Here is a 13,625-nt window from a genome sequence, read left to right as displayed (position 1 = left end):
TAATCCCATTTTCGTTTATACTAATTCAATTACTGCCATTTCAGCACCGTCGCCTCTGCGTGGTCCAACACGGTAGATGCGTGTGTAACCACCCTGTCTTTCGGCGTATTTAGGTGCAATTTCATCGAACAGGCTCTTTACAACATCGTCTTTTGTAATGTATGCTAACGCCTGTCTTCTGGCATGTAAGTCGCCTCTTTTACCCAAGGTGACCATTTTGTCTGCCATTCTTTTTACTTCTTTTGCGCGGGTAACGGTTGTTTCGATTCTACCGTGCTCTAAAAGTGAAGTGGTCAGATTTCTGAGCATTGCTCTTCTTTGATCGGTTGGGCGGCCTAATTTTCTGTATCCAGCCATTATTCTATCACTCCTTTGTCTTTTCGTCTTCTTGACTCAGAGATAACCCGATTTCAGCCAGCTTGTGCTTGATTTCATTTAAAGACTTACGGCCAAGGTTACGCACCTTGATCATGTCCTCTTCGGTTTTCTGAGTTAATTTTTCAACGGTATCAATATTTGCCCTTCTCAGGCAATTGCTTGAACGCACGGATAATTCCAGCTCTTCGATGGACATTTCACGGATGCGTTCTTTTTCATTCTCTTCTTTTTCAACCATGATTTCGACACTGTTTGCGTGGTCGGTTAAATCAATGAAAAGATTCAAATGTTCATTCAGTACTTTTGCTGATAATGACAGGGCTTCTTCGGGGGTGGTGGTCCCATCGGTCCACACCTCCAGGGTCAGCTTGTCAAAATCGGTTATCTGACCGACACGGGTATTTTCCACCAGAAAGTTAACCTTACGGATTGGTGAGAAAATGGAGTCAACCGGTAAGGTACCGATTGGCATACCCGGATATTTATTTTTATCAGAAGCGACATAGCCGCGGCCCTTTTCCAGACGCATTTCCATGTTCAGGGTTGCGCCCTTTGCCAGGGTTGCGATGTGCATGTCGGGATTTAAGATTTCCACATCAGCGTCGGTAATGATATCACCAGCGGTGATCTCGCCTTCGCCTTCTGCTTCAATGCGGACGGTTTTGGGTTCGTCTGAGAAGATTTCAGCAGCCAAACCTTTCATGTTCAGCAGAATTTCCACAACGTCTTCCCGTACGCCGGGGATGGTTGAGAATTCATGAAGAACACCGTCTATTTTAACGGAAGTGACGGCAACGCCTGGGAGGGAGGAAAGCATGATCCGTCTTAAGCTGTTGCCTAAGGTTGTACCATAGCCTCTTTCCAAGGGTTCGACGACAAACTTGCCGTAGGTTTCATCTTCTGATTTTTCAACGATTTCGATAATTGGTTTTTCAAATTCGATCATTTAATCTTGACCCTCCTAAATTTAAATTTTTCAGTTCCATAACGTGAGGGTTACGCATACCGGCGCAGAGCGCCGGCGAATGTCTCATTGTCATTTTATCCTATTATTTAGAATACAATTCGACGATTAGATGTTCAGCAATTTCAACATCAATATCTTCTCTTGTCGGTCTTCCGATAACTTTTCCGCTTAAAGTATCTAAATCTGCTGATAACCAAGGAGCGACAGCTCTGTTTTCAGTTGCTTCAAGAATTTCTTTAAATTTAGGTGATTTTTTGCTTTTTGCCTTTACTTCGATGGTGTCGCCTTCCTTAACCAGGTAAGAAGGTACGTTGACCTTTTTGCCGTTAACCAGGAAATGGGCGTGCTGTACGAGCTGACGGGCTTCTTTTCTGGATGTTGCTAAGCCAAGACGGTAAACAACGTTGTCCAGACGGGTTTCCAGGATTTCTAACAGGTTAGAACCGGTAATCCCTTTCTGTTTTTCAGCTAAATCAAAGTAATGTGCGAACTGTTTTTCCAGAACGCCATAGATTCTTTTAACTTTCTGTTTTTCACGTAACTGTAAGCCGTATTCAGATAATTTTGTACGTCTTTTACCATGCTGTCCTGGTGGTGTCGGTCTTCTTTCAAACGCACATTTGTTTGTAGAATAACATCTTTCACCCTTTAAGTATAATTTCATGCCTTCACGTCTGCACTGACGGCATGATGCTTCTGTATATCTTGCCATACTATTCTTTACACCTCCTATTAGACTCTTCTGCGTTTAGGCGGACGACAGCCATTGTGCGGGATTGGGGTTACGTCTCGGATGAGGGTAATTTCAAGGCCCGCTGCCTGTAAGGCACGAATCGCTGCTTCACGACCTGAACCTGGTCCTTTGACCATTACTTCAACACTCTTTAAACCGTGTTCCATTGCAAGCTTTGCAGCCTGTTCAGCAGCCATCTGAGCTGCGAAAGGTGTGCTTTTTCTGGAACCTCTGAAACCTAATTCTCCGGCACTTGCCCAAGATAAGGCGTTTCCTGCAGTGTCAGTGATGGTCACAATGGTGTTATTGAATGAAGATTGAATGTGGGCCTGGCCGCGTTCAATATTCTTTTTGATTTTTCTTTTCTTAGAACGGATAACTTTCTTAGCCATGATTCAACCTCCTATTTGCTCTTTCTTCCGACTGTTTTCTTCGGACCTTTGCGGGTGCGGGCATTGGTTTTGGTTTTCTGTCCGCGGACAGGTAAACCTCTACGGTGTCTTAAACCTCTGTAGGAACCAATTTCGATCAGCCGTTTAATATTTAAATTAACTTCACGACGCAAATCACCTTCTACGGTGTATTTTTCATCGAGAATGTTTCTTAATGCGTTAACTTCATTTTCAGTTAAGTCTTTAACTCTGGTATCAGGGTTAATGTTTAACTCTTTTAAAATCTTATTGGAAGTTGGACGACCAATTCCATAAATGTAGGTCAAGCCTACTTCTACCCTTTTATCTCTGGGTAAATCGACGCCGGCAATTCTTGCCATATGGTTAGTACCTCCTAAATTTTATTGGTCATGTATATGATGACCTGGAACCCCGGATTCCTTGCTTATTTTTCCTAGTCCCATGTTCGACAGACCCCTTGTGGGTTATGCAATCAGGCCTGTGCCTCTATATCATGCGTACGGATTAATTGCCGCGGCCGCACGCTTGTTTTAGTCCAAAGGGTTTTATTAACCCTGTTTCTGTTTGTGTTTAGGATTTTCACAAATTACCATTACACGACCGTTTCTCTTAATGATTTTGCATTTTTCGCAAATCGGTTTTACTGATGGTCTTACTTTCATTGTTTGTTTCCTCCTTTATGATCTGCCTTTTCCCCGCCATACGATACGCCCACGGGTCAAATCATATGGGGACAATTCTAACATAACTTTGTCTCCAGGTAAAATCCGAATGTAGTTCATTCTTAATTTTCCTGAAATATGCGCTGTTATCTGATGCCCATTCTCTAATTCTACTAAAAAAATCGTATTTGGTAAAGCCTCAATGACTTTGCCTTCGACTTCAATCACGTCTTTTTTGCCCATTGATCAAACCTCCTCACTTTTACCGTCATCAATCTCGCCTAAAAATGGTTCAAGACATTTTCTGATTTCGGCATTGTTTACTTTATCACCGTTTTTCAATTTCTCATGCAATATTGTGACGATCTGGTTTGTCTTTGCCAGGTGCCTGACCTTTTTCTTTTTGGGGTTACTTACTTTTCTAAGCTTTCCATCACAGATCGTTACGTAGTTCTGATCCAGAATCTCGTAGACAACCATGACCTGGCCTTTATCCCGTCCGGCTAATGGCCGGACAATCTGTCCCACTTTTAAATCATCCATCTTCATTACCCTTAAAGCATCGTGAGTATCTCAGGCGCTTCTTTGCCTGTAATGTAAATTGTATTTTCATAGTGAGCGGATAAGGAACCATCCGCAGTCACAACGGTCCAGTCGTTCGCTAAAAGTTTTACGTTGTAAGTCCCCACATCGACCATCGGCTCGATGGCAAGGCACATTCCCTGGCGCAATCTAGGCCCGTGACCGGGTTTACCATAGTTTGGAATGGGCGGATCTTCGTGCATTTCGCGTCCGATGCCATGTCCCACATAGTCCCTTACCACTGAGAACCCGTTTGCTTCCACAACTTCTTGTATCGCATGGGAGATGTCTGACAGGCGGTAACCCTCTCTGGCATACTCAATGCCTTTAAAGAAGGACTCTCTGGTTACATCAATGAGTTTTTGCGCTTCCTCGGAGATTTTACCAACCGCATGGGTTCTGGCCGCGTCGCCGACGTAACCGCCTAACGTCGCGCCGAGATCCACGGCGATAATGTCTCCCTCCTTTAACCTGCGGTTCCCGGGAATGCCGTGAACCACTTCTTCGTTAACGGAAGCACAAATGGAATTTGGGAAGCCCTGATAACCCAGGAAGGTTGGGTACGCACCCTGTTCCCGGATAAACTTTTCAGCGATCCGGTCCAGATCCAGGGTTGTCATACCCGGTTTTATTTTTGATTGAATGAGCGCGTGGCACTCGGCAACAATTCTGCCGGCGCGCCGCATCGCTTCAACCTCGTTTTGTGATTTTATGGTAATCATATTACCGGGCACCACCAAGCGCAACTTTGATAGCTTCTGCAACTTCTGCAGGAGACTGGGTACCGTCTATGGTAACCAGTTTACCCAGCTTGTCGTAATAGCCTACTAAAGGAGCGGATTCTTCTTCGTATACGTCAATCCGGGTTTTTACCGTTTCCGGTTTATCGTCATCTCTCTGAATTAAGGCTGTGCCGTCATTGTCACAGATACCTTCTTTCTTTGGTGCGTTGTACCGGATGTGGTAAGTCGCGCCACATGCTGGGCAGCTGCGTCTTCCGGTGATCCGGTCAACCAGGATGTCTGAAGGAACGGAAATGTTCACAGCAAAGTCCAGAGGATGACCCATTTTTTCGTTAAATGCTTTCAGTGCTTCTGCCTGTGCGACGGTTCTTGGGAAACCATCGAGCAGGTAACCATTTTTACAATCGTCTCTTTCGATCCGGTCTTCTACCAATGCGATGACGAGTTCGTCCGGCACCAGTTTCCCGGCGTCCATATAGGACTGTGCCTTGACTCCGAGCGGTGTTTTATTTTTTAAATTTTCTCTGAAAAGATCTCCAGTGGAAATATGAGGAATGGCGTAGGCATTTGCGATGCCTTTTGCCTGTGTACCTTTTCCAGCACCCGGAGGTCCTAATAATACAACTCTCATTTTCTTATCTCCGTTTTTACTATTTTAAAAATCCTTGATAATTCCGCATGGTCATTTCTGACTCGATTTGTTTAACTGTTTCCAGTGCAACACCGACGATGATCAGTAAGCTTGTACCACCGAACTGTAAGCTGACGCCGCCCATGAAATTCCCGATGATGATTGGAATGATCGCAATCAACGCGAGGAAAATCCCACCGAAAAGGGTCAGACGGTTCATAATACGGGATAAATACTCAACGGTTGGCTTACCTGGTCTTATACCGGGCACATAACCACCCTGTTTCTTGATGTTGTCTGCAATATCGAATGGATTGAAGGTAACAGCTGTATAGAAATAGGTGAATGCTACAATTAAAACGATATAAATAATGGTTGTTACCGGTGCGCCCCAGGCAAAGTATTTAGATATCCAGGCTGAGAAGCCGGAGTTCGGGAAAAACTGTGCTAAAGTTGCCGGGAAGAGGGTTAAGGAACTGGCGAAAATGATGGGGATAACGCCTGCCATATTCACGCGGAGCGGAATGTGGGTGCTTTGTCCGCCGTACATTTTACGTCCGACCACTCTTTTTGCATACTGCACGGGTATTTTACGCTGCCCTTCGGTAACGGCCACAACGGCAACCGTTGCAATGATGATGCCGATGACCAGTAAAATAACCGCTACGATCGACATTGTCCCAACCTGTACGTATTGGTAAATCTGCACGATCGCATTTGGAATTCTGGAGATGATACTGATAAAGATAATCAGTGAGATCCCATTGCCAATGCCGTTTTCTGTGATCTGTTCGCCTAAGAACATCAGGAAGGTTGTTCCTGCTGTAATACAGAGCACAACAACGAAAATGGTAAAGGCATTCTTTTCGGTTAAAAGTCCACCATAGGATAAACTCATCCCCAAGGCTTGGATAATTGCCAGTACAATGGTTAAGTAACGGGTGTACTGAGCAATTTTTTTACGTCCTTCTTCGCCTTCTTTTTGTAATCTTTCTAATGCTGGTATGGCAAATGCTAGAAGATTCATGATGATGGATGCATTGATGTAAGGGGTGATGCTCATGGCAAAAATCGTAAAATTACCAAAGTTCCCCCCGGAAATGATGTTAAACAATCCAAAAATTCCGCCATCATTAACAAGGTTCGCAAGCTGCGCGGTGTCAATGTAAGGGACGGGAATAAAAGAACCCAGACGATAGACGAACAGCAAGGCGATCGTATAGATCATCTTGCGTCGTAAATCCGGAATTCTCCATGCATCCTTCAAAGTAGAAATCATCTAAATCACCTCTACCTTTCCTCCTCGGGCAAGGATTTTTTCTTCAGCAGACTTGCTGACTTTGTTCGCTTTAACGGTTAAAGCTTTTTCCAAATCCCCTTCACCCAAAATTTTTACACCAGCTTTTAATTTGCGAATGAAACCATATTCTAATAATAACTCAGGTGTTACTACTGTATTTTCTTCAAAAGCGTTTAATTCGCCAACATTGACGATGGCGTATTCTTTTTTGAAACGATAGTTTGAGAAACCACGTTTTGGCAGTCTGCGGGCCAGTGGCATCTGACCACCTTCAAAGCCCGGACGTACACCGCCGCCTGAACGTGATTTTTGGCCGTCCTGACCTCTGCCGGCAGTTTTACCCTGTCCGGTTGCGGTACCGCGGCCTTTACGCTTGGTATCTTTCTTAGAGCCTTCTGCAGGTCTTAAGGTATGTAATCTCATCGTACACCTCCTATACTTCTTCAACGTCGAGCATGAAATCTGTTTTGTGGATCATGCCGCGAATCTGAGGGGTGTCATCATGAACAACGGTCTGTCCGATTTTCTTAAGACCCAGGGCTTCAATCGTCTTACGCTGTCTCTGATTGCGACCGATGATGCTTTTCTTAAGTGTGATTTTTAATTGTTTCGCCACGATGAACGCCTCCTAACCTAAAATTTCTTCAGGTGATTTGCCGCGTTTGGCTGCTACTTCTTCAAGAGTGGTTAAACGCGCTAACCCTTCCATTGTAGCGTTGACCATATTGCGGGCATTATTCGTTCCTAAAGATTTCGTTCTGATATCTTTAATTCCGGCTAATTCGCATACAGCACGAACAGCACCGCCGGCGATAACACCGGTACCAGGTCCGGCAGGTTTTAAGAGCACTTTGCCGGCGCCATCTTCGCCCTGTACTAAATGCGGAATGGTTGTTCCAACAAGTGGTACTTTGATTAATGATTTTTTAGCGGATTCGATGCCCTTGCGGATCGCGTCCGGAATTTCCATTGCTTTTCCTTTGCCGACACCTACATAGCCGTTTCCGTCTCCAACAATCACTAAACAACTGAATCTAAAGTTACGACCACCTTTTACAACCTTGGTGACACGGTTGATGGTAACAACTCTTTCCTGTAAATCCAATGTGTTCGGATCAATTTTATTACTCTGCATCAAGCGACCTCCTTTACTTAGAATTTTAATCCGGCTTCACGCGCGCCGTCTGCTAATTCTTTTACTCTTCCAGTGTAGATATAACCGCCTCTGTCAAACACAACATCTTCAATGCCCGCTGCCAGTGCTTTTTTGGCAATGGCTTCGCCGACCATTTTTGCAGCGGCTTTTCCGCCACCTTTTTCGATCTGGTCTCTCAGATCTTTGTCAAGGGTGGAAGCAGAAACCAAGGTGACGCCTTTTGCATCATCAATGATCTGTGCGTACATATTTTTATTGCTTCTGAATACGTTCAGACGAGGTCTTTCATTTGTTCCGGCAATTTTTTTGCGGACTCTCAAATGTTTTCTCAAACGCAATTCGTTTTTATTGATTTTTTTAATCATTCAGATTCACTCCTTTTTCTTACCTGTCGGGCATAGCCGTTAATGATTAACCAGTTTTACCAACTTTACGACGGATATGTTCGTCCGCGTACTTAACACCATGTCCCTTGTAAGGTTCAGGCAATCTCTTTGCACGGATATTGGCAGCGTGTGCGCCAACGGCTTCCTTGCTGATGCCTTTGACAATTACTTTAGTCTGTCCATCACAAACGGTCTCAACGCCTTCTGGATCTTCCATTTCGACAGGATGGGAATATCCCAGGTTCATGACCAGTTTGTTGCCTTTCTTTTCAGCTCTGTAACCAACACCACTGATTTCAAGAACTTTTTCAAATCCGCTGTTGACGCCGGTTACCATGTTGGCGATCAGCGCACGGGTTAAGCCGTGTAAGGATTTGTGCTCTTTGTTTTCAGATGGTCTTTTAACAATCACTTCGTTATCTTCAATTTCGATAATCATATCAGGATGGAATTCTCTAACCAGTTGACCTTTAGGCCCTTTTACAGTTAAGGTATGTCCATCTAATTTGACTTCGACACCAGCGGGAATGGCAACTGGAGCTTTACCGATTCTTGACATTTTCGTATACCTCCTGTTAATTTGTTACCAGACGTAACAGATTACTTCGCCGCCTACGCCGGCTCTTCTAGCTTCTTTATCGGTTAAAACGCCCTTAGATGTAGAAATAATGGCTACACCCAGTCCGTTTAATACTTTTGGGATTTCGTTGTTCCCAGCATAAACACGCAGGCCTGGTTTTGAAATTCTCTTTAAACCAGCAATAACCTTGCTCTTGTTTTCGCCGTATTTAAGTGTGATTTTGATAATGCCCTGTTTGTCATCATCAATGAAATCTACTTTATTGATATAACCTTCTTCCAAAAGAATTTCAGCGATCGCTTTCTTTTCTTTGGAAGCCGGCATTTCTACAGTTTTGTGACCTGCATTGTTTGCATTTCTGATTCTTGTCAGCATATCTGCAATTGGATCAGTCATTGTCATGCTTAGTGCCTCCTTTTCGTTTGTGTAAGCCGTACTTACCAGCTGGCTTTACGAACACCAGGAATTTCTCCCTTATAAGCCAATTCTCTAAAACAAATTCTGCAGATACCAAACTTTCTTAAGTAAGCATGTGGTCTCCCGCAAATCCGACAACGGTTGTATTCACGTGACGAATATTTTTGTTTTTTCTGCTGTTTTTCTTTCATTGCTTTTTTAGCCATTGTAACGAGCCTCCTTATTTAGCATACGGTAAGCCGAGTAAGCTTAACAGTTCGTGCGCTTCCTCGTCAGTTTTAGCCGTGGTTACGAACATAATGTCCATCCCTCTGATCTGTTCTACCTTATCGTAGTCAATTTCAGGGAAGATTAACTGTTCCTTGATACCGAATGCGTAGTTGCCTCTGCCGTCAAAAGACTTGTTGGATAAACCTCTGAAGTCTCTTACGCGAGGGAGAGCGATGTTAAACAGCTTGTCGCAGAATTCGTACATTCTGTCGCTTCTTAAGGTCACTTTAGCACCGACATTCTGTCCTTCTCTTACCTTAAAGTTTGCAACTGATTTTTTAGCCTTGGTAACAACCGGTCGCTGGCCGGCGATGATGCCTAAGTCAATTACGGCAGCTTCCAGAGCCTTTGAATTATCTTTACAGTCCCCTAAACCCATGTTGATTACAACCTTTTCCAGTTTAGGAACTTCCATTACATTTTTATACTGAAATTTCTCTTTCAAAGCCGGTACGACTTCGTTGAGATACTTATCTTGCATTCTAGCCATAATGTGCCTCCTTCCCCAGATTAGTTATCGAGAACCTGTCCGCATTTCTTGCAGACTCTTACTTTTTTACCGTCTTCTGTGATCTGTACGCCGGTACGAACGCCGCGGCCGCATTTATCACAGTTTAACAATACGTTAGAAGCGTCAATCTTACCTTCTTCGCGGATAATGCCACCCTGCTGCATTGCCTGGGATGGTTTTTTGTGCTTGGTCAGAATGTTGACACCTTCGACACGTACTTTTCCTTCGTCAGGGAAAGCTGCTAAAACCTTACCGGTTTTGCCTTTATCTTTACCAGAAATTACCTGGACAATATCATCTTTTTTTACATGCATCTTATTAGCCATATGGTCACCTCCTAATTAAAGTACTTCAGGAGCCAAAGATACAATTTTCATATACTTCTTGTCTCTTAACTCTCTCGCAACAGGTCCGAAGATACGGGTTCCTCTTGGATTTTTATCATCTTTTATCAAAACAGCTGCGTTCTGGTCAAATTTGATATAGCTTCCGTCATCACGGCGCACACCGCGTTTTGAGCGAACAACAACCGCTTTTACAACGTCACCTTTTTTAACGTCTCCGCCAGGAGCAGCACTTTTCACAGCGCATACAATCACGTCGCCAATGTTGGCATAACGTCTTCCTGAACCACCGAGAACTCGGATGCATAACAATTCCTTTGCACCGGTATTATCAGCAACTTTCAATCTACTTTCTTGTTGAATCATCCGAAATACCTCCTTCCGGGCATTAAATCTTATAATGCCTTTTCTACTATTTCAACTAATCTCCAGCGTTTATCTTTACTAAGTGGTCTTGTTTCCATGATTTTAACGGTATCGCCAATGCCACATTCGTTATTTTCATCATGAGCTTTAAACTTAACTGTATTCTTAACTCTTTTCTTGTAAAGAGGATGTTTTACAAAAGTTTCTACGGCAACAACAATGGTTTTGTCCATTTTGTCACTGACGACGCGACCAACACGGGTTTTTCTATCATTACGTTCCATCAGCTAAACCTCCTGTTTTTACGCTTCAGCCGATTTTGCTTCACGTTCCTGCATAATCGTCTTGATACGTGCGTATGTTTTCTTTACTTCTTTAATCCGCATCGGATTTTCTAATTGTCCGGTAGCGTGCTGGAAACGCAGGTTGAATAATTCTTCCTTTAAATCTCCAAGCTTGCCTTCTAATTCTACGTTTGTTAATTCTCTTAATTCATTTGCTTTCATACTTATTCACCCACTTCTTCCTGTGCTGCACGAGTGATAAACTTGGTTTTGATCGGCAGCTTGTGCTGAGCAAGACGCATCGCTTCTCTTGCGACATCTTCAGGAATACCTGAGATTTCGAATAATACGCGGCCTGGTTTTACAACGGCCACCCAGTATTCTGGAGCCCCTTTACCGGAACCCATACGCGTTTCGGCTGGTTTGGCAGTAACCGGTTTGTCCGGAAAAATCTTAATCCAAACCTTACCACCTCTTTTGATATATCTGGTCATGGCAACACGGGCAGCTTCAATCTGATTGGCTGTGATCCATGCTGGTTCCAAGGCCTGGATCGCGTAATCACCATAGGTGATTTTGTTACCGCGGGTAGCCTGGCCTTTCATACGACCTCTATGTACTCTTCTACGTTTAACACGTTTCGGCATTAACATATTGTATGTCCTCCTCTCTTAGTTTGCTTCTTTTCTAGGAGCTTTACGACGGTTGTTTCTTTTGCCCTTGGAATCTTCTTCCTCGCTGACGGCTAAGATGTTTTCACGTCCTGTTAAGATTTCACCTTTGTTGACCCAAACCTTGATGCCTAATTTACCATAGGTTGTGTCCGCTTCAGCGAAACCGTAATCGATATTGGCACGCAGGGTCTGCATGGGGACGTTCCCCTGAGCGTAACCTTCTGTACGGGCCATTTCAGCACCGTTCAGACGGCCGGCAACCATGGTTTTGATGCCCTTAGCGCCTGCGCGCATGGTGCGCTGCATGCACTGCTTCATTGCACGACGGAAAGAAATTCTTCTTTCTAACTGGCCTGCAATGTTTTCAGCGATTAACTGAGCATCCATATCGATGTTCTTAACTTCTACAATATTGATGAAGACTGTTTTGCCAGTCATTTTTTCAAGTTCTAATCTCAGCGCTTCAATACCAGCACCGCCCTTGCCGATGATCATGCCGGGTTTAGCGGTATGAATGTGGATTTTAATCTTGTTACCGAAACGTTCGATAACGATTTTGGAAATGCCCGCCTGGAATTGGCTGGCCTTGATGTATTTACGAATATCGTGATCTTCAATTAAGCAATCCGCAAAATCTCTGTCATTTGCATACCATTTTGCATTCCAGTCTTTAATCACGCCCACACGTAAGCCGTGTGCATTAACTTTTTGACCCAAACCTGATTCCTCCTATTCCTGTACTTCGTATTCTTTTAAAACAGCTGTGATGTGGGAAGTTCTCTTCTTAATTGGAAAAGCACGTCCCTGCGGGCCAGCTTTGTATCTTTTTAAGGTTGGTCCCTGATCGGCGTAGATCTGATCGATGTACAATTTTTCAGGATCCATGTTATGGTTATTTTCCGCGTTTGCTAAGGCAGATTTTACGACTTTTTCAGTGATTTTCGCGGCTTTGTTCGGTGTTAAAGCCAAAATACTTAAGGCTTCTCCGAGGCTTTTACCTCTGATCAAATCAGCCACTAATTTAGCCTTTCTGGATGAAACACGTACATATTTAGCTGTAGCTCTTGCTTCCACTTTGCACCCTCCTTTTGGCTATTTCATTTTTGTTTTCTTTTCGCCGGCATGGCCTCTGTAGGTTCTTGTGGGCGCAAACTCGCCGAGTTTGTGACCAACCATGTCTTCAGTGACATATACAGGCACATGCTTTCTACCGTCATGAACAGCGATGGTGTGTCCAACCATCTGTGGGAATAAAGTGGAGCTTCTTGACCAGGTCTTCAGCACGTTCTTTTCGCCTTTTTCGTTCATTTCTTCTATTCTTTTAAGCAGCTTTTCGCTGACGTAAGGTCCTTTTTTTACAGATCGACTCATATTTTAACCTCCTATGCTTATTTCACGTTACGACGACGTACGATATATTTATCGGAAGGTTTATTCTTCTTACGTGTCTTATAACCAAGAGCCGGTTTACCCCAAGGCGTAACCGGGCCAGAGCGGCCAACCGGAGCGCGGCCTTCACCACCACCGTGTGGATGGTCATTCGGGTTCATAACAGAACCACGAACGGTTGGGCGGATACCCATGTGGCGTTTACGGCCTGCTTTACCAATGCGGACATTCTGGTGATCTAAGTTACCAACTGTACCGACGGTTGCGCGGCATTCCAGGCGCACCTGGCGCATTTCACCAGATGGCAGACGCAGTGTTGCGTAGTTGCCTTCCTTGGCCATCAGCTGTGCAGAAGCACCGGCAGAACGCACCATCTGGCCGCCCTTGCCCGCTTTTAATTCGATGTTGTGTACCAGGGTACCAACCGGGATATTCTTCAGCGGCAGGCAGTTGCCAATGGTAATGTCGGCTTCAGGACCAGAGACGATGGTGTCGCCAACCTTTAATTTTAAAGGCGCGATGATGTAACGTTTTTCCCCATCAACATAGTGGATCAGCGCGATGTTGGAGCTACGGTTCGGATCGTATTCAATCCCTGCAACCTTGCCCGGCACACCGTCTTTGTTTCTCTTGAAGTCAATGATTCTGTATTTTCTCTTGGCTCCGCCACCCTGGTGTCTTACGGTAATACGACCGTAGTTGTTACGACCAGCTTTGGACTTCAAAGGAGTCAATAAGGATTTTTCTGGTTCTTTTTTAGTGATTTCGTCAAATGTATTGACGCTCATATTTCTGCGTCCAGGGGACGTCGGTTTGTATTTTTTAATACCCATTATTCG

28 protein-coding genes are annotated in these 13,625 nt (G+C 44.3%); all 28 read right to left on the bottom strand.

Features of this window, described 5'->3' with window-relative positions; genetic code table 11:
• Positions 1-15: 15 nt before the first annotated feature.
• Positions 16-357: a 50S ribosomal protein L17 gene (rplQ, locus tag FYJ53_RS02135; RefSeq protein ID WP_013382256.1), complete on the bottom strand. Its 342-nt coding sequence runs from the start codon at positions 355-357 to the stop codon at positions 16-18.
• A gap of 7 nt (positions 358-364) precedes the next feature.
• Complete coding sequence (locus FYJ53_RS02130; protein ID WP_013382257.1) at positions 365-1,324, bottom strand: DNA-directed RNA polymerase subunit alpha; 960 nt, start codon at positions 1,322-1,324, stop codon at positions 365-367.
• A 103-nt stretch (positions 1,325-1,427) separates the two neighbouring features.
• Positions 1,428-2,057 carry a 30S ribosomal protein S4 gene (gene rpsD, locus FYJ53_RS02125; protein ID WP_013382258.1) on the bottom strand — a complete coding sequence of 210 codons (630 nt, stop codon included), beginning with the start codon at positions 2,055-2,057 and terminating at the stop codon, positions 1,428-1,430.
• 20 nt (positions 2,058-2,077) lie between these two features.
• The gene (gene rpsK / locus FYJ53_RS02120; protein WP_013382259.1) at positions 2,078-2,470 is read right to left on the bottom strand and encodes a 30S ribosomal protein S11; all 393 of its coding nucleotides are present in this window, start codon (positions 2,468-2,470) and stop codon (positions 2,078-2,080) included.
• 11 nt (positions 2,471-2,481) lie between these two features.
• Entirely contained in the window at positions 2,482-2,850 is a 369-nt protein-coding gene (gene rpsM / locus FYJ53_RS02115; protein ID WP_013382260.1) for a 30S ribosomal protein S13, read from the bottom strand.
• 189 nt (positions 2,851-3,039) lie between these two features.
• Entirely contained in the window at positions 3,040-3,153 is a 114-nt protein-coding gene (gene rpmJ, locus FYJ53_RS02110) for a 50S ribosomal protein L36 (protein ID WP_013382261.1), read from the bottom strand.
• A gap of 15 nt (positions 3,154-3,168) precedes the next feature.
• Positions 3,169-3,396 (bottom strand): translation initiation factor IF-1, encoded by a 228-nt coding sequence (infA, locus tag FYJ53_RS02105; RefSeq protein ID WP_013382262.1) that lies wholly within the window; start codon positions 3,394-3,396, stop codon positions 3,169-3,171.
• Positions 3,397-3,399: 3 nt separating this feature from the next.
• Entirely contained in the window at positions 3,400-3,696 is a 297-nt protein-coding gene (locus FYJ53_RS02100) for a KOW domain-containing RNA-binding protein (protein ID WP_038354277.1), read from the bottom strand.
• A gap of 11 nt (positions 3,697-3,707) precedes the next feature.
• A complete protein-coding gene (map, locus tag FYJ53_RS02095; RefSeq protein WP_013382264.1) occupies positions 3,708-4,457 on the bottom strand; it encodes a type I methionyl aminopeptidase in 750 nt (249 codons plus the stop codon).
• Between the two features lies 1 nt (position 4,458).
• Complete coding sequence (locus FYJ53_RS02090; protein ID WP_013382265.1) at positions 4,459-5,109, bottom strand: adenylate kinase; 651 nt, start codon at positions 5,107-5,109, stop codon at positions 4,459-4,461.
• Between the two features lie 19 nt (positions 5,110-5,128).
• A complete protein-coding gene (secY, locus tag FYJ53_RS02085; RefSeq protein ID WP_013382266.1) occupies positions 5,129-6,388 on the bottom strand; it encodes a preprotein translocase subunit SecY in 1,260 nt (419 codons plus the stop codon).
• On the bottom strand, positions 6,389-6,832 hold the full coding sequence (rplO, locus tag FYJ53_RS02080; RefSeq protein WP_013382267.1) for a 50S ribosomal protein L15: 444 nt from the start codon (positions 6,830-6,832) through the stop codon (positions 6,389-6,391).
• A 10-nt stretch (positions 6,833-6,842) separates the two neighbouring features.
• Entirely contained in the window at positions 6,843-7,025 is a 183-nt protein-coding gene (gene rpmD / locus FYJ53_RS02075) for a 50S ribosomal protein L30 (protein WP_013382268.1), read from the bottom strand.
• 12 nt (positions 7,026-7,037) lie between these two features.
• A complete protein-coding gene (rpsE, locus tag FYJ53_RS02070; protein WP_013382269.1) occupies positions 7,038-7,544 on the bottom strand; it encodes a 30S ribosomal protein S5 in 507 nt (168 codons plus the stop codon).
• A gap of 17 nt (positions 7,545-7,561) precedes the next feature.
• Positions 7,562-7,930 (bottom strand): 50S ribosomal protein L18, encoded by a 369-nt coding sequence (rplR, locus tag FYJ53_RS02065; protein WP_013382270.1) that lies wholly within the window; start codon positions 7,928-7,930, stop codon positions 7,562-7,564.
• 46 nt (positions 7,931-7,976) lie between these two features.
• Positions 7,977-8,510 (bottom strand): 50S ribosomal protein L6, encoded by a 534-nt coding sequence (gene rplF, locus FYJ53_RS02060; RefSeq protein WP_013382271.1) that lies wholly within the window; start codon positions 8,508-8,510, stop codon positions 7,977-7,979.
• A 24-nt stretch (positions 8,511-8,534) separates the two neighbouring features.
• Complete coding sequence (rpsH, locus tag FYJ53_RS02055; RefSeq protein ID WP_013382272.1) at positions 8,535-8,933, bottom strand: 30S ribosomal protein S8; 399 nt, start codon at positions 8,931-8,933, stop codon at positions 8,535-8,537.
• A gap of 35 nt (positions 8,934-8,968) precedes the next feature.
• Complete coding sequence (locus FYJ53_RS02050; RefSeq protein ID WP_013382273.1) at positions 8,969-9,154, bottom strand: type Z 30S ribosomal protein S14; 186 nt, start codon at positions 9,152-9,154, stop codon at positions 8,969-8,971.
• A 14-nt stretch (positions 9,155-9,168) separates the two neighbouring features.
• Positions 9,169-9,708 carry a 50S ribosomal protein L5 gene (gene rplE / locus FYJ53_RS02045; protein WP_013382274.1) on the bottom strand — a complete coding sequence of 180 codons (540 nt, stop codon included), beginning with the start codon at positions 9,706-9,708 and terminating at the stop codon, positions 9,169-9,171.
• Between the two features lie 20 nt (positions 9,709-9,728).
• A complete protein-coding gene (gene rplX / locus FYJ53_RS02040; protein WP_013382275.1) occupies positions 9,729-10,055 on the bottom strand; it encodes a 50S ribosomal protein L24 in 327 nt (108 codons plus the stop codon).
• 15 nt (positions 10,056-10,070) lie between these two features.
• Positions 10,071-10,439, bottom strand: coding sequence for a 50S ribosomal protein L14 (rplN, locus tag FYJ53_RS02035; RefSeq protein WP_013382276.1), 369 nt, complete (start codon positions 10,437-10,439; stop codon positions 10,071-10,073).
• A 29-nt stretch (positions 10,440-10,468) separates the two neighbouring features.
• Positions 10,469-10,726: a 30S ribosomal protein S17 gene (rpsQ, locus tag FYJ53_RS02030; RefSeq protein ID WP_176731170.1), complete on the bottom strand. Its 258-nt coding sequence runs from the start codon at positions 10,724-10,726 to the stop codon at positions 10,469-10,471.
• A gap of 15 nt (positions 10,727-10,741) precedes the next feature.
• On the bottom strand, positions 10,742-10,945 hold the full coding sequence (rpmC, locus tag FYJ53_RS02025) for a 50S ribosomal protein L29 (RefSeq protein ID WP_013382278.1): 204 nt from the start codon (positions 10,943-10,945) through the stop codon (positions 10,742-10,744).
• A 2-nt stretch (positions 10,946-10,947) separates the two neighbouring features.
• A complete protein-coding gene (gene rplP, locus FYJ53_RS02020; RefSeq protein WP_013382279.1) occupies positions 10,948-11,376 on the bottom strand; it encodes a 50S ribosomal protein L16 in 429 nt (142 codons plus the stop codon).
• 18 nt (positions 11,377-11,394) lie between these two features.
• Positions 11,395-12,114 (bottom strand): 30S ribosomal protein S3, encoded by a 720-nt coding sequence (gene rpsC / locus FYJ53_RS02015; protein WP_013382280.1) that lies wholly within the window; start codon positions 12,112-12,114, stop codon positions 11,395-11,397.
• A 12-nt stretch (positions 12,115-12,126) separates the two neighbouring features.
• The gene (gene rplV / locus FYJ53_RS02010; protein ID WP_013382281.1) at positions 12,127-12,471 is read right to left on the bottom strand and encodes a 50S ribosomal protein L22; all 345 of its coding nucleotides are present in this window, start codon (positions 12,469-12,471) and stop codon (positions 12,127-12,129) included.
• An 18-nt stretch (positions 12,472-12,489) separates the two neighbouring features.
• Positions 12,490-12,768, bottom strand: coding sequence for a 30S ribosomal protein S19 (gene rpsS / locus FYJ53_RS02005; protein WP_013382282.1), 279 nt, complete (start codon positions 12,766-12,768; stop codon positions 12,490-12,492).
• Between the two features lie 17 nt (positions 12,769-12,785).
• Positions 12,786-13,619, bottom strand: coding sequence for a 50S ribosomal protein L2 (gene rplB, locus FYJ53_RS02000; protein WP_013382283.1), 834 nt, complete (start codon positions 13,617-13,619; stop codon positions 12,786-12,788).
• Positions 13,620-13,625: the final 6 nt, after the last annotated feature.

It is taken from the genome of Eubacterium sp. BL-380-WT-2B (assembly GCF_009696115.1).
GTDB lineage: Bacteria > Bacillota > Clostridia > Eubacteriales > Eubacteriaceae > Eubacterium > Eubacterium callanderi.
The sequence above is the reverse complement of the archived record's forward strand: the minus strand, read 5'-3'. Positions and strand labels throughout refer to the sequence as shown.